The sequence below is a fragment of the Rhodococcus sp. BP-332 genome (genome assembly GCF_019836065.1).
In the GTDB taxonomy this organism is placed as follows: domain Bacteria; phylum Actinomycetota; class Actinomycetes; order Mycobacteriales; family Mycobacteriaceae; genus Rhodococcoides.
Window position 1 is genome coordinate 1,109,310 of record NZ_JABUEC010000001.1, and the last position, 26,368, is coordinate 1,135,677.

A 26,368-nucleotide genomic window follows, 5' to 3' on the forward strand; every position below is an offset into this window, starting at 1 on the left:
GATGCATCCTGGCACTGCCGGTCCTACCGCACGATCCGAAGAATTGTTCTCATGAAGCAACCAGACGAAGGAAACCTCTTCACCGACCTCATGGAGATCGGACCCGCGCCGACCCCGGCCCGCGAACTGGTGGTGGCCGTCATCTCGGTGGCCCTCATCGCGGTGCTGATCGCGATCGTCGGAGTCTCGGTGCCGACCGTGGCAGCGGCTGCCGTCGTCGCCGCGTTCCTCGCCGTCCGCGTCGCCGTCGGGCGTCGGCACTGGGGGCGAGCGTCATGACCGTCATCGAGGTGTCGGGAATGACCCGCCGCTACGGCTCCGGCAAGACAGCGTACGACGCGGTCCGCAACCTCGACCTCGACATCGCGGAGGGCGAACTGTTCGGACTGCTCGGCACCAACGGCGCCGGCAAGACGTCGACTCTGGAAGTCATCCAGGGTCTGTCGCGTCCCAGCGAGGGCACGGTCCGCATCCTGGGACTCGACCCCGTGGCGGATCGGAGAAAGGTCCGGCCCGCCCTGGGCATCATGCTGCAGAAGGGTGGACTACCGCAGGACCTGACCGCGGCCGAGAGCCTGCGGATGTGGGCCGGCACGTGCAGCGATCCACTGCCTGTCGACGACGTCCTGGCGCGCGTCGATCTCGAAGCCCGTGCGGACACCCGAGTGAAGTTCCTGTCGGGCGGCGAGCAGCGTCGTCTCGATCTCGCCTGCGCGATCATCAGCCGACCGCGAGTCCTGTTCCTGGACGAACCGACCACCGGACTCGATCCCGAGAGTCGCCGCAACACGTGGCAGCTCATTCAGGAGCTCAAGAACTCCGGGGTGACCATCATGCTCACCACGCACTATCTCGACGAGGCGGAATCGCTGTGCGATCGGTTGGCGATCATGCACCGCGGCAGCGTCGTTCGCAGCGGAACGGTCGACGACGTGGTCGCCGGTCACCCGGCGCGCATCGAGCTGAAGGACCCGCGGACCGCACTGCCGCAACTCCCGGGAGCCGACGTCGACCGGAAGGGCGACACGGTGTCGATCACGACGAACTCGGTACAGGAGACGCTGACCGAGCTGCTCGTGTGGGCCCGCGACAGCGGCGTCACCCTGCACGGTCTCGACGCGCGAGCCGCGTCCCTCGAAACCGTGTTCCTCTCCATCGCAGACACATTCGACGACCCCGAGGTGATCACGGCATGAGTACGATGACCGCACTGTCCCGAGCGGAATTCACGCTCCTCGGACGCAACCGCGTCCTTCTCTTCAACGCTCTGGTCATGCCCCTCGTCCTGCCGATCGTCCTTCTGGTCGTCGCGGGTCGAGACGGTGGGCTCACCGACGCCGGCGTGTCGGCCGCGCTGGAGATCTTCGCCCTGTTCCTGCTGGTGTTCCTGGTCTACTACAACCTCCTGTCGGTCTACGCGACGCGTCGAGACGAGTTGGTGCTCAAACGTCTCCGCACCGGGGAGAGCACGGACGCACAGATCCTTCTCGGACCCGCGGTGCCGTCGTTCCTCCTGACCCTCCTCCTCGGAGTGATCGTCGGCGTGGTCGTGGTGGTCCTCGGCGGCGGCACTCCCGTCAACGTCCTGCTCATCGCGGCGGCACTGGTCGGTGGTGCGGCGCTCTTCGCCGCACTGGCCCTCATCACGTCCGCCTTCACCCGCAACGCGGAAGCAGCACAGATCACCAGCCTGCCCGTCATCCTGCTGGCGATGCTCGGATCGTCACTCCTGCGCGACGTGGTACCCGAGTCCCTCGCCGACGTGGTGGCTCTGACACCGATGGCCGCGGTCAGCGATCTCCTGAACCTCGGGTGGTTCGGCACCACCTCGGTGGGTGATGCCGCCGGTGGCGCCGACTCGGTGGGCTTCGCGTCGACGTTCGCGGAGGCTGGTCAGCCGGCTCTCGTCATGCTCGCCTGGATCGCGGGCAGCGTCCTGATCGCCCGGACCCACTTCCGCTGGGAACCGCGCTCCTGACGTCCCGCCACCGACCGTCCGATCTGCAAGGCTGGAGACCATGAGACTGCGCGATCATCTCGACCCGACACTCGGCTGGCGGGGCAGCAGCGACGTCGAGAAGGTCCGCACCTACACCCGGCAGTCCTTCCAGTTGATCGTCGTCGCGGTCGCGGTGGCCTCGATGGCGGCCTCGGCGCAGGCGGGTGACGCGATCTCCACCGCCGCCGCGCTGGTGTGCGTGGTGTCTGTACTCGTTGTCCTGCACCGTATTCCCGCACTCGGTGGCGCTTCGAGTGCGGACGTCCGGGCACCGTTGTGCGTACAGATCGCAGCGGCCGCCGTGCTCGTCGTGGTGGGCGCTGCACCGAACCTCCTGTGGGTGGCCATCCTGGTGACGACACCGATCGCGGCACTGGTGGACCTGCGCTGGTCTCTCGGCGCCGCGGTGGTCGCCCCGGTGGTCGCCGCCGCATCGGGCTCGACCGCCCTCGAGATCACACTCCTGGCCTTCTGCATCGTCGCCATGGCCACCACGGTGCGCCTGTCGATGTGGTTGCTGCGCATTGTCACCGAGCTGGCCACCACCCGCGACGCCGCCGCCGCCCTGTCGGTCGCCGAGGAACGACTGCGCTTCTCCCGGGACCTGCACGACGTCGTCGGTCGCGCGCTGTCCGCCATCGCGGTCAAGAGCGAGCTCGCCGCCGCGCTGGCTCGGCGAGGAGACGACCGAGCTGCCGCGCAGATGGACGAGGTACGTGTGCTCGCCCGGGAGTCGATGACCGACGCTCGGGAGCTGGTGCGCGGCTACCGTTCCGTCGACGTCGCGGCGGAACTCCGCGGCGCCCAGTCCCTGTTGTCCGCCGCCGGTATCCGGACCGAGCTGACGGGGACGGTCGCCGACATCCCCGGCGCAGTAGCCGAACAGGCCGCGTGGGTGGTGCGGGAAGGCGTCACGAACATCCTGCGCCACTCGCGTGCCACCTACTGCCGTATCGAGTTCGGTGACGACCGGCTCCGCATCGTCAACGACCGGCCGACGTCGCCGGAACGTGCGGGCGACGGCACCGGTCTCGCCGGTCTCCGTGAGCGTCTGGCTGCGGTCGGAGGTTCCCTCACCGTCGAGGCCGGAGCCGACACCTTCACCCTCGCTGTCGAATTCGCACCGACGACGACATCCCCCACGAAGGGCACATCATGATCCGGGTACTGCTGGCAGACGACGAGAACCTCATCCGGGTGGCCCTGGGCACGATGCTCGATCTGGAGGACGACATCGAGGTCGTGGGACATGCGGACTCGGGCGAGGCGGCGGTGACCGAGGCCGCGCGGACCACCCCCGACGTCGCGGTGCTCGACCTGCAGCTCGGCGGGATCGACGGTATCGAGACGGCCCAACGCATCGCCGCGCTGCTTCCCGACTGCCGGTCGATCATCGTCACCAGCCACGGTCGGCCCGGATACCTCAAGAAGGCGCTCTCTGCCGGCGTCGGCGGATTCCTCCCGAAGACCACGTCCGCGGCGACCCTCGCCGAGGTGGTGCGCACGGTGGTGAGCGGCGGACGCTACGTCGATCCGAGTCTGGCGGCCGAGGCCATCGGCGCGGGCGATTCGCCGCTGACACCGCGCGAGTCGGACGTGCTCGAATTCGCCGCGGACGGAGCCACGATCGCCGAGATCGCCCAGCGCGCACATCTCTCACCGGGGACGGCACGCAACTATCTCTCGGCTGCCGCGGCCAAACTCGGCGCCGCCAATCGCCACGAGGCATGCGCGATCGCCCGGCGCCACGGGTGGATCTAGACCCGATCAGTGATGTGGAGGCTCGCCGGTCACGGTGTGATCGGCGAAGTTGAGACCCTCTCGTACCAGCCGGGCCAGGTGGCCGTCGGCGAGTCGGTAGATGACGTTGCGGCCGCTGCGTTCGGTCTCGACCATGCCGACGAAGCGCAGCTTCGCCAGATGCTGACTCACCGCTGTGCGGGACGCGCCGGTCTCCTCCGTGAGTGCCGTGACGTCGGCGGGTCCGTGGCTCAGCGTCCAGAGCAGGTGCAGCCGAGTGGGATCGGACAGCATGCGGAACGTGTCGCCGGCGGCCTCGAGACGCGCGCGGTCCGGGCGGTCGGCGTGGTCGAGACTCGCGTGAGCCCGCTTCTCGTCCGATGCCGTCATATCGCCGCTTCCGTCTACTCGGTCGGTGGCGCGCCCACCGTCGATGCCGGAGTCCAGAGCCGACCGGCACCCAGCGCGGCAAGTGTAGCGAGGACGGCGATGATCGACGCGGCGACGACCTGACTCACCTCGGCGCCCACCCAGCCCGCGACCGGATACGTGAGCAGGAAGCACGCATGAGACAGCGAGAACTGCGCCGTGAAGAGCTCGTCCCGGTCACCGTCGTCGGAGTCTCGGGTGATCACGCGCGCAGACGGGGTGGAGATCATCGACGTTCCGGCGCCCACCACGGCCCAGACGACGGCGAGTGACGCCCAGCCCGCGGCACCGCTCGGACGGAGGGCGGCGAGCGCGACAGCACCCGTCGTCCCGAGAGAGACGACCACACCACCGGCGAGCATCAGCCGACGGTCGTCGACGACTGTGAGAATGCGGGGAACCGCGAACGCCACCACCATCGACCCGCCGCCGAAGACCCCGAGGGCCACGGCCAGGGCGCTGGCCGGCCCACCCACGATGTCGCGCACGTAGACGACGCTGTTGACGATCACCAACGCCGTTCCGGCCGCGACGACGAGGTTCAGTGCGAGCAGCCCCCGGAGCGCCGGACGAGTGCCGAAGCGGCGCACTCCGGCCACGAGTCGGTCACCGAACGACCGAGACCCGTCCGGAGCGGACCGGGGCTCTCTGTCCGGAATTCGGGTGTTCACCACGAGGACGGCCGACAGCGCGAAACCTACTGCTGTGCCGACGAACAGCGAGTGATACGACACGACGGTGAGCAGCGCCGCGGCGAGCATCGGACTCACCAGCGACTCGAGGTCGTAGGCGAGCCGGGACAGCGAGAGCGCGCGGGTGTACTGATCGTCGCGGGAGATCACCGCGGGAACGACGGCCTGGAAGGTCGGCGTGAAGGTGGCCGAGGCCGCCTGCAGGACGAACACGAGGACGTACACCTGCCACACCTGCGTCACGAACGGCAGCAGTACCGCGATCAGGAGCCGTACGACGTCTGCGGACACCAGCACGGTCGTGCGTGGCAGACGGCCGGTGAGCACGGACATGACCGGAGCCACCCCGACGTAGGCGACCATCTTGACGGCCAGCGCCGTGCCGAGGACAGCGCCGGCGGAACTACCGGCGATGTCGTAGGCCAGAAGTCCCAGCGCCACGGTGAGCAGACCGGTGCCGACCAAGGCCACCACCTGCGCTGTGAAAAGCCTGCGAAACGCCGGGACCGCGAGAACGGACTCGGATCGAACCTGCAGAACGGCCATGCCGACGACCATACCCATGTGTGCGCACGTGCGCACACATGGGTTTTCGCTGGCCTCTAGGCTGGTCCGATGTTCTTCCTCTTCGGATACGGCACGAAACGGTCCTCGCTCGGCGCCGGCAGTACCCGGACGTGCCCCCGCTGCCACAACACCACCCAGTGGGAGCGGATGCGGCAGTACACGCAGCTCAGCGTCTTCTTCATCCCCGTCGCACGCTGGAAGCGGCGTGTGCTCGAGGTGTGCGGAATCTGCGGGACCGCGACCGAGGTGTGAGTCACGCCCGGTGGCGGGCGAACAGATCCGCCGCGGCGGCGTCGAACTCTGCGGCGTCGAGCCCGCTCGCCAGCGCGCGCCGCACCAGTTCGGCGTGGGTCTCCCCCGCCAGACCGCTGATCGGCTGGTCGAGGTCGAGGTTCGACGGGAACGCGTAGCCCTCGGCCGACGCCGCGATCACGTTGGCGACGTCCCGCTCACGACCCTGCGCCGCCCAGTCCACCAGCGTCGGATACAGGGCGGACACGATCGCCTGCCGGTCGACGCTGTCGAGCGCGCGGCCGAACGGCGAGGAGATCTGCAGCAGGTTCGCCATCCTGAAGATGTCGGTCGACGTGTTGTGCCCTGCCGCGTGGAACAGCGCCGGATTGAAGAACACGGCGTCGCCCTCCCGAAGCGGAAGCTGAACGTGGTTGTCGGCGAAGTACTCCCGGAACTCGGGGAGGTTGAAGGCGATGTAGCCGGCCTCGAACTTCTGTGAGTGCGGCAGATACATCGTCGGGCCGCTCTCGATCGGCATGTCGCAGTGCGCCACCGCTCCCTGCAGTGTCAGCGCCGGTGACAGGCGGTGGATGTGCGCCCGGAACGCCGCGGCCGTGTCGGTCGACATGAACCCGAGGTGGTAGTCACGATGCGGATTCTGGGCGGCGCCACCGGGATTGACGACGTTGATGGCGGACGTGACCTGATACATCGGCCCGAGCCACGCCTCCGCCACCAGCGCCAGGAGATCGTTGGCGTAGTACCGAGCGAACTGCTCGGGCTCGGCGACCGCCAACTTCTGCAGGGCCGACCAGATGCGATCGTTCGCTCCCGGCTTCGCGAAGTGGTCACCGTTGCTCACACCGCTCTCGCGCTGGCCACGAATGACGTCCCGGTACGTGCGGGTGGTCTCCGCGACCGCGTGGTCGGCCGTGAAGGCACCGCGGAACACCACGATGCCGGGGCCGTTCAGGAGTGCATTCGCCAGTTCGTCCTGGATGTCGCCACGCACCTGGTCGTCGGTCGCTCGCCGCGCGAGCTCCGGTCCGTCGTACACGAGCACGTTCTGCACCACGTCGGACGCGTGGGGGTGGTCGGCGAGCTGGGTGCTCTCGGACACCAGTGCCCGGAACTCCTCGATGTCGCAGTCGGCCGCGCGGAGGCGATCCGCGCGGTGCGAGTGGCTGCTGATGTTGCTGGTCATACCTGCTCCTCGGTCCCGATGGCCGTTGTCGTCATGGTCGAGCCTGCCGGGCGCGGACACCTCGAGACAAGGCTTCGAACCCTCAGTTTCCCCTCGAGGCGGGACCCGCTCGCGCGATCAGGGCATGTTGAACGGGGTGACGATGCGGATGGGCGACGAGGATCCGCGGACCGCGGTCGAGGCATCACGCGCGTGCAGCACCATCCGACACGCACGCTGGGCGTCCGCGCGCATGTCGTGCTCGAGCACCGCGCTGATCTGTCGGCGATACAGCAGGTCCCGGTTGTCCGCATCGAGGTCGTGCGCGACGAACACCCGGCAGGGTCGATCCAGCGTCCGGAAGGCCCGCACGATGGCCGAGTTCCCGCCGCCACACGAGTAGACGGCGGAGATGGTGGGGTGACGATCGAGGGCGTCGAGAACCAGCGACTCCACGCGATCGTCGAGCCCGTCATTCTCCGCGATCTCGACGACCGTCCGCACAGGTCCGGGTAGTCGTCGCAGCGCGGTGCGAAAGCCCATCTCCCGCTCCTCCTCGCCGTGGAACGCGTTGCTGCTCAGCGTGATCAGGACGTCACCCGGGTGATCGGCCATCATCGTGGTGATCAGATAGGCGGCCGTCTCCCCCGCTGCACGATTGTCCATTCCCACGTACCCGGACCGTCGGCTCCCCGGAATGTCGGTCACGTAGGTCACCACGGGAATCCCGGCGGCCACGAGGCGATCGACCGCGGCGGCGACGTCCGGTACGGCAGGCGCCTTCAGAATGACGCCCTGAGATCCGCTGCCCGACAGCCTGTTCAGCCGCGCGACCACCGCCTCGGCGGTGGCGCTCTCCTGCAGATGAAACCGTGCGCGCACCGTGGCGGGTTCGAGACTCGGCAGTTCGGCCTCGACCGCACGCTTGAAGGTCTTCGAGAAACGGTCGGGCGCAGACATGACGACGTCGAGCATGTACTTGCGTCCACTGAACCGCAGTTGTTCTCGTTGGCCGTCGAGATCGGCGATCGCCCGCGCCACCATCTCCCGTGTCGACGGGCGGACACCGGGGCGATCGTTGAGCACACGGTCGACCGTGGCTTCGCTCAACTCCGCTTGTTGCGCGATCTCTCTGACCCGGTAACGATGCGCCACTGCTGCTCCTGAGGTGACGACGGCACTGCGCCGCGCGACTGCCCGATCAGCGACACGCTATCAAGTCCGACGTGGTCCTCAGGGCTGTCGGGGCCGTCGGTCGGGAGTGCCCGGGCCGAGCGGAATCTCCTCGAAACGGTCGAGCAACGCCGCCGCCTCGCACTCTCGCGCCGTCGACCGGGCCGCACGAACGTCGACCGCGTCGACGGGCTCGCCGCGGGACACCGCGATGCGCGCGGCGAGCAGCACACTCTCGGCCTCCCACATCCGATAGCCGCGAGCGGCGTGCGCGGCGCGGGCACGCCGGACGTGAGCGTGCGCGTCGTCCCACCGTCCGAGTGCCGCGCAGAGGTCGGCGAGATGGTGGTGAACGACTCCGAGGACACCGGGAGTCAGCAGGACGGTGTGATCGGCGTAGGGAGCCAGCAGTGCGAGCGCGTCCTCGCACACCGCGGTGGATGCCGTCGCCGCGGCCGCGCGCGCCGCCAGGACGACGGTGATGAGCCACAAGGTGTCGACGGAGAGCGCCGCCAGTCTGCCGTTCTCGAACCACTGCACCAGGGATCGGGCGCCGTCCGTGTCGCCGCTGTCCACGGCGGACAACGCGAAGGCTGCTCGATAGGCGGGGAGAGCCTCGAAGAGTGGCTCCATGTCCCGCTTCATCGCCGCGAACTCGCCGAGCCCGTCTCGGAACATCCCGAGCAGGAAGACGGCATTCATCTCCCGGCCCCACGTGTGCCGCCCCATCGGCGCCGGCGGCGGGCGGCGAACGTCGTCCTCGAGAACCTCTGCGGCACGGCGCAACTCACCCGTCGCGACGAGAAGTCCGACCCGCATGCACTGCACCGTCCAGAGGGCCTCCTCGTCCAGTGCGAGCCGCGTGGCCGACACGGCGTCGAGAGCCGCGGCGGCCTCGCGCGGCTCGCCGGACTCGATGTGCGCCCGCGCCATGGTGACGGCGAGCGACGGATCGAGGTGCCCCGGTCCGAGGTCCACCAGTCGCACCAGCTCGGCGAGCGCCTCGGCCCGCTGCTGCCGGAAGCGAGGCAGCCGCAGGCCGGTGAGAACGGCGCGCAGAGCGTGGGCGAGGGCGTCGTCGTCTCCTGCACCGCGCGCCATGTCGGCCGCGCGCGCGAGGTCTGCAGCACGACCCGACCATCCGGTCGAGGTCCATGCCAGTTCCTCCACCATCTGGGTCAGGAGCTCGGAGGCAGCGCCGGAAGCACCGCGACCCGCCCTCTCGAGAGCATCGAGCCCTGTCCGCAGGTGCTCCGTCCGCCTCGGGTCGGGTTCGTAGAGCTGGAACAGGGCGATGCCGTCGATGACGTCCGCGGTGAGCGCGTCCAGCAGCAGATCGAGATCACCCAGTCGGCGCGCCATCTCGGCGGCGTCCAGCAGGGTCGCGCCGTAGCCGCGGTCCAGTGCACGCCGCTGCGAACGCCCCTGCCGGATGAACAGTTCGCATCGTGCGCGGGTGTCGCCCCCGGGAACGCTGCGCTCAGACGCCCTCTGAAAGAACTCGGCGGCGTCCTCGTACGCCGCGACGGCGTAGGACCTCTCGCCCGCACGACGGAGATACTCCGCTGCCGCCGACCGGTCGGCGTCGAGCGCTCGTTCGAGGTGACCTGCGGTCCTGGCGAGCTCGTCGACGGTGGACGTGGCCCCCGAGCCGATGAGTGCGGCCGCGACGGCAGAATGCGCCGCTGCGCGATCGGCCCCGGACAGCGTGGCGTCGACGACGTCGACGATCAGCGCGTGGCGTAGGTGCAGGACGTCCTGCGCTCGTTCCTCGATCACCAGACCGGCGGCGGCCAGTTCGTCGAGCGCCCGAGCGAAGGAACGGTCGTCGAGGGTGGCGAGCGCGGTGCGCACGACGACGCGCGTGGCGCTGACTCCCGCGACGGCACACAGCGTCACGATCTCCCGCGCGGACGGAGTCAGGCGGTGAAGGACCCACAGCACGGCGTCCGCCAGGGACGCCGGTGACGGTCCGTCCGGCTCGCGCCGATGCGCGTCGAACACGGCCTCGAGGAAGATCGGTGATCCGGATGTCCAGCCGTGCAACCAGATAGGGTCCAAGGTGCTGCCGCACAGGCGCGTCCAGTCCTGCACGTCCTCGACTGTGAGGGCCGGGATCGACACCGTGTGCACCGAGGACGGCGGCAGGGCCGACCGCAGGTCCGCCGCAGGACCGTCGAGCTGCGCTCCGCGCATCGTCACGACCACACAGAGGCGATGGCGCCCCGCCGCGTGTACGAGGAATCGCAGCACGGAGAGCGTGGCCTGCGACGCCCACTGCAGATCGTCGATCGCGAACACCGTCACCCGACGACGGGTGGGACCGGTCAACCACCGTTCCATCGCCGACGAGAGCATCGCGCGATGATCCGCGTCGGGTCCCTCGGCCGACCACCGATCCGTGTCGACCCACCCGGTCGTCAGCATCTCGCGGACGGCGGAGGCGGCGGGAGCATCGTCGTTCCGGTCGTTCTCGCGCCCGAGTGCGTCGATGAACGGTTCGAACGGGACGACCGTGTCCATGCTGCACCGCCCGTAGAGCACGTCGGCGCCGGCGGAGTCGGCACGGTTCAGCGCCGCGGTCACCACCGTCGACTTGCCGACGCCGGCGTCGCCGGAGACGACGACGAGCTGACCGGCCCCACCCGCGGCCGCCTCGACGGCCGACGCGATGACGTCGAGTTCCCTGGTACGTCCCACGAGCAAGGGCGAATCGCTCGGAGGAGTGGCCCCGACGCGGTCCACCTCCGCTCGTCGAGCCGGGACGACGACCATCTGCGACGACGACGGTGTCGTCACCTCGATCGCGTCGGGATCTCGGAGCAACTCGACGAACACTCGCTGGGTCTCCGCGGACATCTCCACGCCCAGTTCGGTGGCCAGCACGGTGCGGCACCGCTCGGCGACACCGAGGGCGCGAGCGCGGTTTCCCAGGGCGTCGTGCGCACGCATGGCGACCCGGTAGGCGGCCTCGCAGAAAGGGTCCGAGTCGAGCAGCTCCTGCGCTCGGGCCAGCGCGTGCTCGTGGCGACCGAGTTCGAGCGAGGCGGCGGCGTCCACCTCCAGTGCACGAAGACGGATGCGGCCGAACACGGTGCGAACCTCGTCGGCCCAGGTTCCGTGCAGGCCGTCCAGAGGTGGAGCGTCGAGCAGGCCGAGCAACTCACCGGCGCGATCGGCACGCGCATCCGCCGAGTGGTGATCGGGATCCAGGTGCCGACGCGCCAGGTCCAGATCCACGATCACCGCGGGGCCGAGCGTCAGTGTCACCGCTCCTGATCGACTGGACACGGTGGTGCCCGCCAGCGCTGCACTCGTCGCCAGCAGCTCGCGGACCTTGGACAGGACGCTCCGAACGGCCGACGACCAGGTGGTGGGTCGATCGGTCGACCAGATCACCGAGGCGAGCTCGCCGTACACCACACCGCGTCCGTGATTCATCGCCAGATACGAGAACACCGTCGCACACCGAGGTCCGCCGAAGGCCCGGACGTCGACGACGCCCGCGTCGCTCTCCACCCGCGGCGATCCGATGAGCCGGATCACGGCACGAGAAGGAAGCGACACAGTTGTAAGTTATCCCGGGTCGGCGGGAACCTTACGTCTGATGGCGCCTCCAGAACAGATGGTGCACGACACCGCTCGCGCTGGGAACGACCTCGTGCTCGAAGCGATCGTTCAGATCGTCCGCGGACTCCCACAGCGCCAGGCCCGGTCCGAGATCGACGGGTGCGACCGCGACGTGCAGCGTGTCGACGAGGTCGGCGTCGAGGAACTCCCGGACCGTGGTGACACCGCCACCGATCCGGACGTCTCGACCGTTCGCCGCAGCCTTCGCCTGCGTCAGGACATCGGACGGGCCGGCATCGACGAAATGGAACGTGGTGTCGGACAGGGTGAGGGACGGCCGCACATGGTGCGTCATCACGAAGACCGGCGTGTGGAACGGCGGCTCGTCACCCCACCATCCCTGCCATTCGTGATCGGTCCACGGTCCGCGTTGTGGGCCGAACTTGTTGCGTCCCATGATCTCGGCACCGATGTTGTTGGCGAAGTCCCGAGCGAAGTAGTCGTCGAGGCCGCGCGTACCGCCGGATCCGGGGCGTCCCGGCATGCTCGCGGTGCCGAGATACCACGACATGAGCTCACGATGGTCCAGGCCGAACGGGTTCTCGAGGCTCTGCTCGACGCCGGCGGCCACCCCGTCGCGGGACACGGTGAAGTTCTGCACTCTCGACAACTGCGTCATGTCTGCTCCCGACTCGAGGAAGGTGGTCGGTGATCAGACTCGCACAGCCGGGAGGACTCATCGCACGACCAGCGCGTCACCTAGTGTCGTCGCATGACCGACTGGGCGAACAGCCCCGCCGCACAGTGGTGGGACAGACACCAGATCGGCCTGTATCTCGCGGCACTGGCCGTCGGAGCCGTTGCCGGGCTGACCTTCCCGCAGACCGCCCCGACCTTCGAACACGCCATCGATCCGGTACTCGTCGCCCTGCTCTACGCGACGTTCCTGGCAGTCCCGTTCGCGGAGATCGGTCGATCCCTCCGCGATGTCCGCTTCCTCGCAGCCGTCGCGGTCCTCAACTTCGTGGTGGTCCCTGTTGTCGTCCTCGCCCTCACGCGGGTCGTCGCGGACGAGAGGGCGGTACTCGTGGGCATCGTGCTCGTCCTGCTGGCTCCGTGTATCGACTATGTCATCGTGTTCAGTGGGCTCGCGGGTGCCGCGTCGACGCGGCTTCTCGCTGCCGCTCCCTTGCTGATGCTGCTGCAGGTCGCCTTGCTTCCCCTCTGGCTGTGGGTGTTCGCCGGATCCGAGACGGTGGCCGTCATCGACGTGGCACCGTTCGTGGAGGCCTTCGTCCTGCTCATCGTCGTCCCTCTGACGGTGGCCGCACTGACGCAAGCACTCGCCCGACGGCATCGGGTCGGCCTGCAGCTGATAGACGTGATGGCCGCCGCGATGGTGCCCCTCATGATGGCGACGCTCGCGGTGGTCGTCGCGTCGCAGATCGATTCGGTCCGAGGCGAGTTCGACCGACTCATCGTCGCGGCCCTCGTCTTCGTCGCGTTTCTCGTGGTCATGGCGCCGGCCGGCATCGGCGTGGGTCGGGTGTTCGGTCAGGACGTGCCGTCGACACGGGCACTCGTCTTCTCGGGTGCGACTCGTAACTCTCTCGTCGTTCTCCCCCTTGCCCTCGCCCTTCCGCCGGCACTCGACCTCGCTGCCGTCGTGGTGGTGACACAGACACTGGTCGAGCTGCTCGGCATGGTGGTCTACGTGCGACTGGTTCCGAGGCTCGTACCCGCCGCGCGAACCTGATGCCGTGTGTGACGGTACGAGCACCTGTCGGTGGACGCCGCGCGGCGTCCGCCCACAGACGGGCCATGAGGAGCCGCCGTACGAACCGATCGGTACGCTGAGGAGATCCGCTAGGTGAGGAGAAACAGATGACCGTGATCCCGGCCGTCGCGCTCGTCGTCATCGGCAGCGCTCTGGCTGCAGTGGGTGCCAAGGTCACGGCTCGGGAGAATCCGCCAGTCGTTCTGTCGCTCACACATGAGAACACCGCGACTCGGATCACGGCGAGAATTCGCCTGCTTCGCGGGCTCGGCGTCTTCGCGCTGATGCTCGGCAGCTTCTACCTTGGACCGGCGTTGTGGCCACACTCCTTCGCGGGACCCATCGCGCTGAGCGCGGCCGTGCTGACGATCGGCTACTTTCTTCCCCACGTCGTCATCACACGCCGCCACAATTCGGCCGTCGAGGGTCGGGCGACCTCGTGATCGCGGCAGCACTCGTCTTCGTCGTCGCTGCGGCGCTGCGCATCTGGACCGATTTCCAGGTGTCCGCCGTGAATGTCGGCCACACGTCCTCGCCCTCTACGTTCCGTAGCGTGGTCATCACCACCACTCACAATCGTCATCACGCAACGCGCGCAACCGGACCCTGACGGACGCGGTCACAGCGCGGTGGGGTCCCGGACCGGCCAGCCGATCTCCGTCACCAGTTCACCCTCGAAGACGACGCCTCGCGGATAGCGCTCACGCACGGGTCCTTCTCGTCCGATGCCGTGTTCTGCGGCATGGGTGCCGAGCGCAGAGTACGTCTCGTCGATCCGGGCGTCCGGACCGTCGTGCAGCGCCACGGCGAAGTGGCCTCCGGCAACCGTCACCACGTCGAGAGCGCACCGAGCCGCGCGCGTCGCGTCGACGGGGTACCACAATGATGCGGAGCCCGTCTCGTCCGCGAACAGTTCCTTGTCGAAGTCGGCCCCGAGCGGCCCGACAGCCTCGATTCCAGCACTACGCAGGCGCTCGATCAGGCTGTCGTGCGCGGTATTCCACCAGCCCGCGACGCCGGACAGCGTCACGGTGCCGCTGACGGCCACGGCGACGATCGGGGGGTCGGTCCGCATCTCGATCGACGGCGACGTCGTCGACTCGTTCACCAGTGCACGGAGAGACGACACCGCGTCGTGCGTCCGCCGCAATTCCGACTCCAGGCGATCGAGGTGCTGCGTGAGCACACTGCGCCGAACACTGTCGTTCTCGGCGGCGACGTAGGACCGCACATCAGGAAGCGGCATGTCGAGGTCGCGCAGTCGCTTGATCTCTTGTGCACTCGCGACCTGGGAGACGTCGTAATAGCGGTACCCGCTCGACGGATCGACGTCGACCGGTTCCAGGAGGCCAGCATCGTGATAGAGCCGCAACGCTTTTCGCGTCAGTCTCGTCATCGTCGAGAACTCGCCGATGGTCACCCGCGCCGCCACGGACCCAGTCTCTCATCCACCGATGGTCAACCGTGCGATCACGCCGCCGGCGAGCTCGAATCGGTAGACGAGGTCGGCCACCCCACCGGGGAAGTTCCCGGCGATACGAACCGAGACTCGATGATTCCTCGCATCGACGAGCTCGGACCCCGTCACAGTCGTGGTGTAGGTGTAGCGGCCGGCCACGGTCTCACGCCACGCGCGGATCTCGTCGCGGCCCCGATAGGTGTGGCCTTCGTCCGTCACAGTTCCGTCCGGAGCAAAGCATGTCGTGAGTGAGTCGCTGTCGTCGCGGTCGGCGGCGTCGAGGCAGCGGAGAACGACGTCGGGAGCATCTGTGGTGGTCATGCGTCGAGAATCAGCCCTGCCCCGAGGTGAAGGTCAAGTGGTGGCCGGACCACACACACTCCCGGGTGCCTCACAGCTGGCTTGCAGGCCGCTCCCCGGAACCTCACGAAGTATCGACTCCACACCGAAACGCACACCGCGACAACCGAGGAGCCACCGCAATGAGCACCGTTCCGGAACCCACCCCCACACCCGACGGGCCCACCTACGCCGGGCGCCCACTCCCCCGGCCCGACGATGACGTCGTCGATCAGGGAGTTGGTTTCGACATCGCCACTCTCGTCACACGCCGCAGAGTCCTCAGCGTCGTCGGCGCCGGAGCCGGAGCACTGGCCCTGGCCGCGTGCTCGGGGTCGTCCGACACCGCGAGCACCACGACCGCCACCGCTGTCACCACCGCCGCAGTCGCCACGAACGAGATCCCCGATGAGACCAACGGCCCCTACCCGGCCGACGGAAGCAACGGCGTCAACGTCCTCGAGGAATCGGGAATCGTCCGCGCCGACGTCACCTCGAGCCTGGACGGCGGCACCGTCGCCGCCGGAGTCCCGTTGTCGATGACCTTCACCGTCACCGACCTCGCGAACGACAACAACCCCTTCACCGGCGCCGCCGTCTACCTGTGGCACTGCGACGCAGCCGGCAAGTACTCGATGTACTCCGACGGCATCGAGGACGAAACATATCTGCGCGGCGTCCAGGTCGCCGATGCCGCCGGCGTCGTGACCTTCACGACCATCGTCCCGGCCTGCTACTCCGGCCGCTGGACGCACATCCACTTCGAGGTCTACCCGGACGTCGCCTCCGCCACCACCGCCGACAACGCGATAGCCACCTCCCAGGTCGCCTTCCCCCAGGACATGCTCGACGCCGTCTACCAGCTGGACACCTACGCCGGGTCGACCGAGAACCTCGCGCAGATCGGCAGTCTCGACAACGACAACGTGTTCGGCGACGGACACAGCCTCGAGATGGGCACCTTCACCGGCGACCCCACCTCCGGCTACGTCGGATCACTGGCCGTCGCCGTCGACACCACCACCGAACCCGCCGCCGGCGCAGCACCCGCAGGGGGCGGGCCCGGCGGCGGCGGACAACCTCCCATGGGCGGCGGGACCCCTCCCGCCGCACCGTCCAACTGACCACTCACACAGAAGGAATCATCATGTTGCACAACCTGACCGGCTGGCACGCACTCATCGTCCTCGCCATCCTGCTTCTCGTCTTCGGCTCGACCAAGCTCCCCTCCCTCGCCAAAGGCGTGGGGCAGTCCATGCGCATCCTCAAGGACGAGGTCCGCGACGACACCCCCACGCCGTCGACGGGACGCGTCGACGCCGTCGACTCGACCACGACCGCCGCGGACGGCGTCCCGGTGCCGTACCGACACGCCTCATGACCACGACCACCGCCGCGCGAGGCACGATGCCCCTCGCCGGGCATGTCAGCGAGGCACGCCGCCGCGCGACCCGCGCGGCGGTGTCGCTGGTCGTCGGAGTGATTCTCGGCTTCGTACTCTCCGACCAGATCCTCGACGTCCTGCGCACACCGGTGGAGGAACTCGCGCAGTCCCGTCAGGCCAGCCTCAACTACGACACCGTCACCGGGGCCTTCGACCTGCAGATGAGGATCGGCCTCTTCTCGGGAATCATCCTGTCTAGCCCGGTCTGGCTGCGAGAACTGTTCGCCTACCTCACCCCCGGCCTCACGGCTCGGGAGAAGAAGTACGTCCTCGGCTTCACCGCGGCGGCGGTGCCACTGTTCGCCGCCGGGTGCGCCTTCGGCTTCCTCATCTTCCCCCGCATGGTCACCGTCCTCGCGAGCTTCTCCTCCGAGGAGGACAGCACCATCCTCGACGCCTCCTACTACGTGGACTTCGTCATGAAGATCGTCCTCGCCACCGGAGTCGCGTTCGTCCTCCCCGTACTGCTGGTGATGCTCAACTGCCTCGGAGTCCTGTCCGCCCACCGTCTACGCAGCAGTTGGCGGATCATCGTCGTCGTCATCGCCCTCTTCAGCGCGCTCGTCACGCCGGCGGCCGACGTGCTGTCGATGTTTCTCGTCGCACTGCCGATGTCGGCGCTCTTCGGAGCCGCCGTGGCCATCACCACCGTGCACGACCGGCGGGCACTCACCTCGAACCCCACCACGATCGGGAGAACCCCATGTTCGGACTGACTCTCGAGAAGCTGTTCTTCGTCGCCGTCATCGCCGGCCTCGTCCTCGGACCGAGCCGGCTGCCCGGCTACGCACACCACCTCACCCGCGCGATTCGAACGCTGAAGCAGTTCGTCGAGACGACGCGCGCCACGGCGGGGCGGGAAATGGGCGTGCCGCTTCACCGTTCGGAGTGGGAGTCGCTCGACCTACGGCAGTACGACCCACGACGCATCGTGCGCGACGCACTCCACGACACCACCCCGAACACCGTCGTGACCGACGACATGATCGAGCAGGTGGAGCGGATACGGCCGGGCCAGAAGTACCTGGTGACAGGACCGTCCTCGCACCCCGTCCGCACCCTCATCGCCTCGTTGCCCGCCGACGACCCCCGACGAATCGCTGCGAGACTCGTGACTGAGGCAGACGCGCCTGTCGCTGATGCGAGCCCTTCCCAGCGAGAGACGCTGTAGGGCTTCCAGTCGGCAGTGTTGCTCGACACCAGGGAAGCCGCACGGGTTCCACGTCGCCCACACCCCCTTCAGCCGGCTTAAGGGGGTGTGGTGCGCTGCGACCCGTGCAGCTGGTCGACGACGCCTGCGCCGAGCACGTCCGCGCCGAAGACCGCTCAGCCGGCCGACCCGTACATCTGCTCGACGAGGTCGAGTGACCACTGCGCTGTGATCGGCCCACCGTCGTTGGTGAACTTGTCCGTTCGCACCACCCGCCCGTCCCGCACAGCCGGCAGATCGGCCCAGAGTCGATTCGACTCCAGTGCTCGTAGATCGTCACTCGACGTGATGGCCGCGAGAAGAACGTCCGAATCCGCTGCGACAGGGATGTTCTCCGCTGCGAAGTCGGCCTCGGGACGAGCCGATTGCCAGGCCTGTCCGAATCGAGCTCCGACGTCCTCCAGCACCAGCGAGGTGATTCGCTCCCTGTTGATCGAGATGCCACCGCCGTCTCCGGTGGCGATCGACAGCACCGTCGTGTCACCGAGAGGTCCTGCGAGTTGCTGTCGGAGCGCGTCGACGCGGTCCGAGTACTCGTCGAGCAGTGTGGCGGCCGTGTCCTCGCGACCCAGTGCCGCACCGACCCTGGTCACGTCGTCCTGCCAGGACACCCCGGAATCGGTCGATCCCACGGGGAGCACAGGCGCGACGGCGCTCAACTGGTCGTAGATCTCCTCGACCACCTCGTCACGCGCGATGATGAGGTCGGGATCCGCTGCGGCCACGGCTTCGATGTCGATGCTGTTGCGCGGGAACAGCTCCGCGACTCCCCGCGACAGCAGGTCTCGGGTCGGTGCCGTCAACGGCCCCGGGATCTCCGGCGGAGCCTCGGACTCGACGGGCATGCCGACGACCGGGAGGCCGAAGGACAGGGCGATGTCCAGATCCCGACGCCCGTCGATGACCACGACCGACCGGATCTCGTCGGGGACGACGATGGCCCCCAGGCTGGTGTCGACCGTGCGGCCCGTGGCGTCGTCGGCCGAGACGTCCGCACTGCAGGCGGTCAGCACTGCGACGGCACCGGCAACTGCGAAGACTTTGGTAAAGGATTGGTAATGCACGCCTCACCGTAGCGAGGTGGCCGACAGCATTGTGGTGCCAGCTCGGGCCCGAGCATGTGTGAACGGTCACGATGCGTCAACGACACCGCAACGCCGACCGGACTCGCGCTCACCCACCACCCTGGTCCCTTTCGTCCCGTATCGTGCCACTCGTGTCTTCCTCGTGGTTCAGACGTCTGGCCGTCACAGGTTCCGCAGTCGTCGGCGTACTCGCGACATCACCCGGCCTCGCATCGGCCCACCACCAGGAGTTCACACCCTTCCCGTACAACATCTCACTGGGCCGGGGAATGTCGTTGCCGTGCGCCGGCGAGGTGGGTGGCGACTTGTACACACCCCACGACAGGCCCGGCATCGCTGTAGTCACTCTGACCTGGAGGACGTTCGTCACCGACGCGTGCCCACTGGCCGTCTACGTGAACATGAACAACACCGACGCACCTCGCGTGGATCCCTACAGCGGCGCGAAGCCGACAGGCGGGACCTGGATGGTCCATCTCGAGTCGGCCGCCATCGGCACGGTCCCACCCGCGGGCAGGAAGTGGACCGAGCAGATCGCGATCGACATCGGTTCCGGCAGAGCGGGACTGACCCTCACCACGGACGCTCCACTCAACACCACCCTGCTCGACCCCGCGGGCAACACGGTTCGCTTCACGGTGGCCTAGCCACCGAGTTCACGCCCGCGCACCGGAAGCCTCCGCCGCCGAGGAACGGACCCGGGCCGCCACGCCGTCCACGATCGCCCGCGCTTCCCGGGCGAGGGAGTCACGTGAGCGCGTCTCCGCGTCGTGGACGATTCCCGTGTGCCCGGTTCGCGCGCCGGTGTATCCGAGAATGCCGGTGATGATCTGGGTGGACAGGGCGGTGTCGTAGCCGCGCTTAGCAAATCCCTCGGCGTCCTCCCCCGCGACCATGGCCAGATGCACGGTCAGGTGGTCGAGCCTGCGTCCGGTCGGCGTGACTCCGGTGTCGAATGCCCACCCGTCGGTGAAGACGCGATCGACCCACCCCTTGAGGAGCGCGGGCATCGACCACCAGTAGACCGGAAAGACCAGAACCAGGTCGTCGACACCGTCCAGGCGACGCTGCTCGGCGAGCACATCCGCAGGAGGAGTCCCACCCGCCGGATATCCGGCGCGGTCCTCGAGCGAGAACCGTGGATCGAAGCCCTCGGCATGAAGGTCGGCGACAGCGGTGGACACGGCGTCCTCGGTGAGTCGATCGGCGACGGAGCGAGCGAGACGCTGGGTGAAGGACGTGGTGTCGGGGTGGGCGACGACGACGAGCGCGGTCATGATGATCCTCTCGGTCGGGATGTACCATCAGTAGGTTACCGGTGGTAGGTTACCAACGGTACATAAGAGACGAGGCGGTGTCGATGGCACGGGTGCGAATGACGAGAGAGGATCGCCACGGGCAACTGGTGACCCTGGCCTGGACGATCGTGCGCGAGGAAGGCGCCGACGCGCTGACGCTGGGTCGACTCGCGCACGCGGCCGGTATCACCAAACCTGTTGTGTACAGTCACTTTCCCTCACGCGCAGCCTTGCTGGTGGCCTTGTTCGAGGCGTACGACGCGACGCAGACATTCGCACTGGAGCAGGCGCTCGACGCGGTCGAGCACTCACTTGCCGAGCGAGCGCGCGCCATCGCCACGGCGCACGTCGACTGCGTGGTCACCCACGGGCGCGAACTGGCGGGCGTCGCCGCGGCCCTGGAAGGCGCACCCGAGTTGGCCGACTACAAGCGCCGGTCGGACGCCGCCTACTCGGATCGGTGTCGATCATTCCTCGAACCGTTCGCCGAGGGAGTGCTTCCGGCGTCGACCATGACCGCCGTTCTCGGTGCAGCGGAGGCACTCTCGGCAGAAGCAGCTGCGGGAAACTTGGACACTCGGGAGGCGTACGACGAACTGACAGCGACCATCGTCGACGGAGTGGAACGCAGCCGTCGACGCGTCGCCGACTGACCGAGACGAGGCCGCAAAGGACTCTTCATGGTAAAGTTACTTCACAGTGAAGCTATAGTGGTGGCGGGTCGGCCTCGACCCCCCATCGAAAGGCTCGACCGTGACCGCCTCACAGCAGCGCCCCGTCCGCGTCCTCGTCACCGGCGCGAGTGTTGCCGGCCCGACTGTCGCATGGGGGCTTGCACGCACCGGTTTCGACGTCACCCTGCTCGAACGGTCGGCGTCGCCGCGTGAGACGGGACAGAACATCGACATTCGCGGCCTCGGCCGAGAGATCGTCCGACGCATGGGTGTCGATCACTCGATCATGGAGCACCTCACCGGGGAAGAAGGCACCCGCTTCGTCGACGAGCGCGGAGAACCCTCCGCGGTCTTCCCTCGCGAGGAGGGTCGCGACGGCCCCACCGCGGAGATCGAGATCCTGCGGGGCCGACTGGCGCAGATCCTCGTCGACGCGGTCCCCGACAGTGTCGAACGCCGCTTCGGTGACTTCATCTCCGCCGTCGAGCAGGATGCCTCCGGTGTCGACGTGACCTTCGACAGCGGATCCACCGAGCGCTTCGACCTGGTGCTCGTCGCCGAAGGACGCAGTTCTCGCACACGGCGCCTGATGTTCGGAGCCGAGACCGAGCTGCGCGACTTCGGTGTGAGCATCACCTACGGCACCCTCGATCGGCGTCCCGAGGACGTGAACACGTGGGACTGGTACACGGCGACCCGCGGACGCGTCGCGTCCGTCAGGCCGGACAACGAGGGCACCATCAGAGCGAGCATGTCCTTCCGGTCCGAGCCGTTCGGCTTCGAGAAACTGCCCGTGGCAACCCAAGTGGAGATTCTGCGTGAACGGTTCCGCGGTGCCGGATGGCAGACGGACCGCATCGTGGCGGGGTTCGCGGCCCGTCCGGACGAGTTCTACACCCAGCGCATGGAACAGGTACTCGTCTCCACCTGGAGCAAGGGCAGGGTGGCGCTCGTCGGGGATGCCGCTTGGGGCTCGGGTCCGACCGGAATGGGCACCACACTCTCCCTGGTCGGAGCGCACATCCTCACCGGCGAGTTGGCCGCGCACCCCGATCGACCGGATCTCGCCTTCGCTCGCTACGAGGAGCTCATGCGTGGCTACGCCGACAGCGCGCAAGGACTCCCCCGCGGCGGCGCGAAGCTGCTGCATCCGATGTCTCCCACGGGAGTGCGGGCACTCCGCGTCGGCCACCGCGTGGCGGCTTCGGCGCCCGTGCGCAGACTGTTCCAGTCGACCCTCCTGACGAGCGAGAAGCATGTTCCCCGCCTCGCGGAATACCCTCGTCTCCGTGCCTGACATCGCCCACGCGGGAAAGACCACCCACCGATGACCTCACCCCAGACGCGCGTTCTCCAGGCCCTCCGGCTGTACGCGGTGAGGTACCAGGAATCGGCGCATCTCCTCGCCCGCTGGATGGACCTGCCGACCACGGACGGAACCGCACTGGGAGAGGTGATCTGGGCCGAACGCGAAGGCAGCCCGCTGACTCCCGCGGCGCTGTCGAGGCGGGTGGGCCTCACCTCCGGTGCCACCACGGCGTTGATCAACCGGCTGGAAGAGAGGGGGTTCGTTTCCCGCAACCGCGAGAGCAGAGACCGCAGATCCGTGACGCTGCGGGCCACCGAGGCCGCCCACGAGCGGATCGACCCCTTTCTTCGACGGTCCTCGGCGGCGCTCGACACTGCACTCGGGGACTACGACGCCGACACCGTGGACGCGATCAGCGAATTCCTCGTTCGATTCGCCGATGTGCTGCCGGGGGTCTCCGACGCGGAAGGTCACGTCGAGGACGCGTGAGGATCATCCGCGAGACGGCAGCACGCGCCTCATCAGCGACCGTGCCGCCGACACGACCAGACGACGGTCGTGCGTGAGGATGAACTCGAATCGCCGATCAGCGTCGGGAACGTCGACATCGCCGAGGTCGCGAGCGATCAGCGCCGCGAAGTAGTGCCGGCCCACCGCCGTCACCGTCCACTCGCCCGAGAATCGTTCTGTTGCATCCAGTGCGGCACCGCGCACTCCGGGGGCCGGCTCGTCCGGCAGGCCCACCCCCAGCGCGGCGATGAACGGGTGCAGGGCCGCGAGATCGGCGTATCGGTCGACCACGTTCGGCGCGAACCACCGGGCACGTTGGAATGCCGAGAGCACGATGAGTGGGTCCACAGCGCCGCGGGCGTGGTCCTCGATCTCACGAGCCATGCTCAGCACGAACGCTTTTCGCCCCACCAGGGGTGGGATCTCCCCGAACAGGTCGGACGGCACCTCCGGCACTGCGGAACCGGCCGACGACCGTCTGCGTGACACCACCGACGGCGTCCGGTCGAGAACGTCGCGGCGTCGCGACGTGTCGGACGGCAACGCCGCGGGTCGGCCGAACAGCCAGCCCTGCCCCAGGGTGGCACCGAGCGCTCTGGCACGGGCCAGATGCTCCTCGTTCTCCACACCCTCGGCGAGAATCGTCGCGCCGGTGAACTCGGCGTGCGCACGCACCGCAGCGATGACACGCGCTTGTGCCGGACTCGGATCGGACTGCACCAGCGTGCAGTCCAACTTGATGATGTCCGGTGCCACGAACTCCAGCATGGTGACCGTGGCCTCGTTGGCCCCGACGTCGTCAAGGGCCACCGAGCACCCGAGTCGTCGAGCAGCGTCGACCACCGCCAGCAACGTGGCGGGATCGGACAGCAGCGACCTCTCGGTCAGTTCGATCACGACGTTGATCGGCCGGTCGAAGCTGTCGAGCATTCTCCGTGCGAAGTCGGGTATGACGGGCCCGTTGTGCGGTTCGACGTTGATGAAGACGCTGTACTCGGTACTCAGACCGGCCTCCGCGGCACCGGAGAGTGCGGCCAGTCGGCATGCCCAGTCGAGCTCACGCACCACACCTCGATCCGCCGCCTCGTCGAATACCCGTCCGACATCCACACCGGGTACCGCGGGCCACCGAGCCAACGCCTCGTAACCGACCACCACCCCGGAGTCCAGGTCGACGATCGGCTGATACACCGATCGCGCTCCCCACACGTCCGCCAGGACGGCCTCGACCGCGCGGGATTCGGGATCGACGATGCGCTGCACGCCACCCTCTCCGACGGACTTCCGGGGTTGGTCCGCCGCCGCTCGACTACGGAGCGGCTGTGATCACCCCCAGCCTACGGGTCCCGCGCGTGTCGGGAAGCTGATCAGGGTTCGAGTAACCGAGCATCCGCTCTGCTACGGTCCGAGGAGTCCGCGGTACTCACCGTTCACCGCGACATCGACGAAGGACGGATGCCTCATGACTTTCTCGGGTAAGACCGTGTTCATCTCCGGGGCCAGCCGCGGCATCGGGCTGGCCATCGCGAAGCGCCTCGCAGCGGACGGCGCCACCATTGCACTGCTGGCCAAGACTGCCGAACCCCACCCCAAGCTCGACGGGACCGTGTACACCGCGGCCGCGGAGATCGAGGAGGCGGGCGGGCAGGCGCTGCCCATCGTCGGAGACGTTCGTGACGGCGAGGCGGTGCAGGCCGCCGTCGGCGCCGCCGTGGAGCAGTTCGGTGGCATCGACATCTGCATCAACAACGCCTCGGCGATCAACCTCGGATCCATCGACGAGGTTGCTCTCAAACAGTTCGATCTGATGAACGGCATCCAGGTGCGCGGGACGTACGCCGTGTCGCAGGCGTGCCTGCCCCACATGAAGGGCCGCGACAACCCGCACGTCCTCACGCTCTCACCGCCCTTGCGCCTCGAACAACGGTGGCTCGTGCCGACCCCCTACATGATGGCCAAGTTCGGGATGACGTTGTGCGCCCTGGGAATCGCGGAGGAGATGCGGGAGATCGGCATCGCATCGAACACGCTGTGGCCTCGCACGTTCATCGCGACCGCCGCGGTGCAGAACCTGCTCGGCGGCGACAAGGCGATGAGCGAGGCACGGAAGCCCGAGATCTACGCGGACGCGGCGTACGCGGTGCTGAGCAGACCGGCCCGCGACTACACGGGACAGACTCTGCTGTGCGAGGACGTCCTGCTGGAGTCGGGCGTGACCGACCTGTCGGCATACGACTGCACGCCGGGAGGCGACCTCGCAGTGGACATCTGGGTCGACGAGCCCAATCCCCCGGGCTACCGACCACCCGCCTGAGGCACCCGCCGGCGACCACCGTGCCGTAACAGAGCACATGCTCTGATATGGTTCGGTGGTGCCTCGCCCCCGCCTCCACGACCTCGACGCGCTGATGGACGCCGCCGAGTCGCTGGCGGTCGACTCCGGCGCCTCCGCCGTCACGATCCGCGCGATGTCGGAGCGCACCTCGATCTCCAACGGCGCCATCTATCACGCGTTCGGGTCACGAGCGGGCCTCCTCGGACGAGTGTGGGTCCGTGACGCACGTCGGATGCTCACTCTGCAGAACGATGCGGTGACCACGGCACTCGAGCACCGACCCGGACGTGACTCCGCCGTCCGGGCCGTCGTGGCAGCCGCAGACGCACCGGCTGCCTTCCTCGCCGAATCACCCGTCGCAGCACGGTTTCTCATGACGGTCTCGCGGCGAGAGCTGTTGGGCACCGACGACCTGCCCGACGAGGTCGCCGCAGACCTGCGCACCCTCGACGAGACACTGGCCGCACTGCTCGTCCAACTCTCCCGAGCCCTGTGGAACCGCGCCGATCGTGAGAGCGTCGCCGTCGTCAAGGACTGCGTCGTCGGGCTCCCGACAGCACTGTTGCTGCGCGGCACCACATCACCCGACATCGCCGCCCGGGAACGACTTGCCGCCGCCGTCCGCGGCATTCTCGCCCTGCCCCCACCGACCACGGATCACGCCCCGCCCACACGAAAGGCCTCCTCATGACCGCCACCCTCGACCTCCGCGACGGCATCGCCGTCCTCACCCTCGGGGACGACGAGAATCGCTTCTCCCCGGACTGGCTCGACACCGTCGGCGCCCAGCTCGACACGGTCGAAGCCGACGCCCGCGGACTCGTCACCGTCGGCACCGGAAAGTTCTACTCCAACGGACTCGACCTCGACTGGCTCATGGCCAACGGCGAGCGCGCCGACTGGTACGTCGGCCGCGTGCACGCTCTGTTCGCCCGCATCCTGACGTTCCCGCTCCCCACCGTCGCCGCCGTCAACGGCCATGCCTTCGGCGCCGGCGCGATGTTCGCTCTGGCGCACGACTTCCGCACCATGCGAGCCGATCGCGGTTACTACTGCTTCCCCGAGGTCGACATCAACATTCCTTTCACCCCGGGCATGGCGGCGCTGATCCAGGCGAAGCTGTCACCGCAGGACGCCGTCGTCGCGATGACCACGGGGCACCGTTACGGCGGCGACGACGCACTGGCCGCGAGACTCGTCGACGCCATCGCCCCCGACGACGAGGTCGTCGGTGCCGCGATCGAGCGGATCACGCCCATTGCCGGCAAGGACCGCGGCACCCTCGGCGCGATCAAGACCACCATGTTCGCGCCGGTCGTCGCGGCTCTGCGCGCGAGCTGA

30 protein-coding genes are annotated in these 26,368 nt (G+C 68.2%); 19 read left to right on the forward strand and 11 right to left on the reverse strand.

Annotated features, from left to right (window positions below):
• Positions 1-51: 51 nt before the first annotated feature.
• Genes HQ314_RS05210 through HQ314_RS05230 form a run of 5 tightly spaced genes read left to right on the forward strand, consistent with a single transcriptional unit; the run spans position 52 to position 3,760 of the window.
• Entirely contained in the window at positions 52-279 is a 228-nt protein-coding gene (locus HQ314_RS05210) for a hypothetical protein (protein WP_056448660.1), read from the forward strand.
• Positions 276-1,196 carry an ABC transporter ATP-binding protein gene (locus HQ314_RS05215; RefSeq protein ID WP_056448663.1) on the forward strand — a complete coding sequence of 307 codons (921 nt, stop codon included), beginning with the start codon at positions 276-278 and terminating at the stop codon, positions 1,194-1,196. The genes HQ314_RS05210 and HQ314_RS05215 overlap by 4 nt, the downstream gene beginning before the upstream one ends.
• Positions 1,193-1,978: an ABC transporter permease gene (locus HQ314_RS05220; RefSeq protein WP_027505580.1), complete on the forward strand. Its 786-nt coding sequence runs from the start codon at positions 1,193-1,195 to the stop codon at positions 1,976-1,978. Before HQ314_RS05215 ends, HQ314_RS05220 begins: the two co-directional genes overlap by 4 nt.
• A gap of 40 nt (positions 1,979-2,018) precedes the next feature.
• Positions 2,019-3,158 (forward strand): sensor histidine kinase, encoded by a 1,140-nt coding sequence (locus HQ314_RS05225; RefSeq protein ID WP_222649410.1) that lies wholly within the window; start codon positions 2,019-2,021, stop codon positions 3,156-3,158.
• A complete protein-coding gene (locus tag HQ314_RS05230) occupies positions 3,155-3,760 on the forward strand; it encodes a response regulator transcription factor (protein WP_027505579.1) in 606 nt (201 codons plus the stop codon). Before HQ314_RS05225 ends, HQ314_RS05230 begins: the two co-directional genes overlap by 4 nt.
• Before the next feature lie 6 nt (positions 3,761-3,766).
• Here HQ314_RS05230 and HQ314_RS05235 read toward each other — a convergent pair whose 3' ends face one another.
• The gene (locus HQ314_RS05235; RefSeq protein WP_027505578.1) at positions 3,767-4,129 is read right to left on the reverse strand and encodes a metalloregulator ArsR/SmtB family transcription factor; all 363 of its coding nucleotides are present in this window, start codon (positions 4,127-4,129) and stop codon (positions 3,767-3,769) included.
• Positions 4,130-4,143: 14 nt separating this feature from the next.
• Complete coding sequence (locus tag HQ314_RS05240; protein WP_222649411.1) at positions 4,144-5,406, reverse strand: MFS transporter; 1,263 nt, start codon at positions 5,404-5,406, stop codon at positions 4,144-4,146.
• Between the two features lie 69 nt (positions 5,407-5,475).
• Between HQ314_RS05240 and HQ314_RS05245 the strand changes: the two genes are divergently transcribed.
• Complete coding sequence (locus tag HQ314_RS05245) at positions 5,476-5,679, forward strand: zinc-ribbon domain-containing protein (protein WP_027505576.1); 204 nt, start codon at positions 5,476-5,478, stop codon at positions 5,677-5,679.
• 1 nt (position 5,680) lies between these two features.
• Here HQ314_RS05245 and HQ314_RS05250 read toward each other — a convergent pair whose 3' ends face one another.
• From HQ314_RS05250 to HQ314_RS05265, 4 genes are all read right to left on the reverse strand, one after another.
• Positions 5,681-6,865, reverse strand: coding sequence for a phytanoyl-CoA dioxygenase family protein (locus HQ314_RS05250; protein ID WP_222649412.1), 1,185 nt, complete (start codon positions 6,863-6,865; stop codon positions 5,681-5,683).
• Between the two features lie 117 nt (positions 6,866-6,982).
• Positions 6,983-7,999, reverse strand: a complete 1,017-nt coding sequence (locus tag HQ314_RS05255; protein WP_027505574.1) for a LacI family DNA-binding transcriptional regulator — start codon at positions 7,997-7,999, stop codon at positions 6,983-6,985.
• 78 nt (positions 8,000-8,077) lie between these two features.
• The gene (locus HQ314_RS05260; RefSeq protein ID WP_222649413.1) at positions 8,078-11,584 is read right to left on the reverse strand and encodes an AAA family ATPase; all 3,507 of its coding nucleotides are present in this window, start codon (positions 11,582-11,584) and stop codon (positions 8,078-8,080) included.
• 31 nt (positions 11,585-11,615) lie between these two features.
• Positions 11,616-12,266 (reverse strand): dihydrofolate reductase family protein, encoded by a 651-nt coding sequence (locus tag HQ314_RS05265; protein ID WP_222649414.1) that lies wholly within the window; start codon positions 12,264-12,266, stop codon positions 11,616-11,618.
• A 93-nt stretch (positions 12,267-12,359) separates the two neighbouring features.
• Between HQ314_RS05265 and HQ314_RS05270 the strand changes: the two genes are divergently transcribed.
• Together HQ314_RS05270 and HQ314_RS05275 are read left to right on the forward strand one after the other, a co-directional pair.
• A complete protein-coding gene (locus HQ314_RS05270) occupies positions 12,360-13,343 on the forward strand; it encodes a bile acid:sodium symporter (protein ID WP_222649415.1) in 984 nt (327 codons plus the stop codon).
• A gap of 128 nt (positions 13,344-13,471) precedes the next feature.
• Positions 13,472-13,807 (forward strand): hypothetical protein, encoded by a 336-nt coding sequence (locus HQ314_RS05275; protein ID WP_056448688.1) that lies wholly within the window; start codon positions 13,472-13,474, stop codon positions 13,805-13,807.
• A gap of 176 nt (positions 13,808-13,983) precedes the next feature.
• Here HQ314_RS05275 and HQ314_RS21645 read toward each other — a convergent pair whose 3' ends face one another.
• Together HQ314_RS21645 and HQ314_RS05285 are read right to left on the reverse strand one after the other, a co-directional pair.
• Positions 13,984-14,796 carry a MerR family transcriptional regulator gene (locus tag HQ314_RS21645; RefSeq protein ID WP_222649416.1) on the reverse strand — a complete coding sequence of 271 codons (813 nt, stop codon included), beginning with the start codon at positions 14,794-14,796 and terminating at the stop codon, positions 13,984-13,986.
• 12 nt (positions 14,797-14,808) lie between these two features.
• Positions 14,809-15,144 (reverse strand): nuclear transport factor 2 family protein, encoded by a 336-nt coding sequence (locus tag HQ314_RS05285; RefSeq protein ID WP_222649417.1) that lies wholly within the window; start codon positions 15,142-15,144, stop codon positions 14,809-14,811.
• A 161-nt stretch (positions 15,145-15,305) separates the two neighbouring features.
• On the opposite strand from HQ314_RS05285, the gene HQ314_RS05290 reads away from it, so the two are divergent.
• Genes HQ314_RS05290 through HQ314_RS05305 form a run of 4 tightly spaced genes read left to right on the forward strand, consistent with a single transcriptional unit; the run spans position 15,306 to position 17,777 of the window.
• Positions 15,306-16,286: an intradiol ring-cleavage dioxygenase gene (locus tag HQ314_RS05290; RefSeq protein ID WP_222649418.1), complete on the forward strand. Its 981-nt coding sequence runs from the start codon at positions 15,306-15,308 to the stop codon at positions 16,284-16,286.
• Between the two features lie 23 nt (positions 16,287-16,309).
• Positions 16,310-16,543 carry a twin-arginine translocase TatA/TatE family subunit gene (locus HQ314_RS05295; protein WP_027505561.1) on the forward strand — a complete coding sequence of 78 codons (234 nt, stop codon included), beginning with the start codon at positions 16,310-16,312 and terminating at the stop codon, positions 16,541-16,543.
• Positions 16,540-17,322, forward strand: a complete 783-nt coding sequence (tatC, locus tag HQ314_RS05300; RefSeq protein ID WP_222631376.1) for a twin-arginine translocase subunit TatC — start codon at positions 16,540-16,542, stop codon at positions 17,320-17,322. The genes HQ314_RS05295 and tatC overlap by 4 nt, the downstream gene beginning before the upstream one ends.
• A complete protein-coding gene (locus HQ314_RS05305; protein ID WP_261781350.1) occupies positions 17,310-17,777 on the forward strand; it encodes a preprotein translocase in 468 nt (155 codons plus the stop codon). Before tatC ends, HQ314_RS05305 begins: the two co-directional genes overlap by 13 nt.
• Positions 17,778-17,932: 155 nt before the next feature.
• Here the strand turns inward: HQ314_RS05305 and HQ314_RS05310 are convergent, their stop codons facing one another.
• On the reverse strand, positions 17,933-18,880 hold the full coding sequence (locus HQ314_RS05310; protein ID WP_056448699.1) for an ABC transporter substrate-binding protein: 948 nt from the start codon (positions 18,878-18,880) through the stop codon (positions 17,933-17,935).
• Positions 18,881-19,032: 152 nt separating this feature from the next.
• Between HQ314_RS05310 and HQ314_RS05315 the strand changes: the two genes are divergently transcribed.
• A complete protein-coding gene (locus HQ314_RS05315) occupies positions 19,033-19,548 on the forward strand; it encodes a hypothetical protein (RefSeq protein ID WP_222649419.1) in 516 nt (171 codons plus the stop codon).
• Between the two features lie 9 nt (positions 19,549-19,557).
• Here the strand turns inward: HQ314_RS05315 and HQ314_RS05320 are convergent, their stop codons facing one another.
• Positions 19,558-20,178 (reverse strand): NAD(P)H-dependent oxidoreductase, encoded by a 621-nt coding sequence (locus tag HQ314_RS05320; protein WP_056448705.1) that lies wholly within the window; start codon positions 20,176-20,178, stop codon positions 19,558-19,560.
• A gap of 98 nt (positions 20,179-20,276) precedes the next feature.
• Between HQ314_RS05320 and HQ314_RS05325 the strand changes: the two genes are divergently transcribed.
• From HQ314_RS05325 to HQ314_RS05335, 3 genes are all read left to right on the forward strand, one after another.
• Positions 20,277-20,852, forward strand: a complete 576-nt coding sequence (locus HQ314_RS05325; RefSeq protein WP_261781351.1) for a TetR/AcrR family transcriptional regulator — start codon at positions 20,277-20,279, stop codon at positions 20,850-20,852.
• A gap of 100 nt (positions 20,853-20,952) precedes the next feature.
• Positions 20,953-22,170, forward strand: coding sequence for an FAD-dependent monooxygenase (locus HQ314_RS05330; RefSeq protein WP_222647444.1), 1,218 nt, complete (start codon positions 20,953-20,955; stop codon positions 22,168-22,170).
• 30 nt (positions 22,171-22,200) lie between these two features.
• Positions 22,201-22,671, forward strand: coding sequence for a MarR family winged helix-turn-helix transcriptional regulator (locus HQ314_RS05335; protein WP_027505555.1), 471 nt, complete (start codon positions 22,201-22,203; stop codon positions 22,669-22,671).
• Positions 22,672-22,674: 3 nt separating this feature from the next.
• Here the strand turns inward: HQ314_RS05335 and HQ314_RS05340 are convergent, their stop codons facing one another.
• Entirely contained in the window at positions 22,675-23,955 is a 1,281-nt protein-coding gene (locus HQ314_RS05340; protein ID WP_051613303.1) for an EAL domain-containing protein, read from the reverse strand.
• A gap of 199 nt (positions 23,956-24,154) precedes the next feature.
• On the opposite strand from HQ314_RS05340, the gene HQ314_RS05345 reads away from it, so the two are divergent.
• Genes HQ314_RS05345 through HQ314_RS05355 form a run of 3 tightly spaced genes read left to right on the forward strand, consistent with a single transcriptional unit; the run spans position 24,155 to position 26,368 of the window.
• Positions 24,155-25,006, forward strand: a complete 852-nt coding sequence (locus HQ314_RS05345; RefSeq protein WP_082544688.1) for an NAD(P)-dependent oxidoreductase — start codon at positions 24,155-24,157, stop codon at positions 25,004-25,006.
• A gap of 58 nt (positions 25,007-25,064) precedes the next feature.
• Entirely contained in the window at positions 25,065-25,718 is a 654-nt protein-coding gene (locus tag HQ314_RS05350) for a TetR/AcrR family transcriptional regulator (RefSeq protein WP_027505553.1), read from the forward strand.
• Positions 25,715-26,368, forward strand: coding sequence for an enoyl-CoA hydratase/isomerase family protein (locus HQ314_RS05355; RefSeq protein ID WP_027505552.1), 654 nt, complete (start codon positions 25,715-25,717; stop codon positions 26,366-26,368). The genes HQ314_RS05350 and HQ314_RS05355 overlap by 4 nt, the downstream gene beginning before the upstream one ends.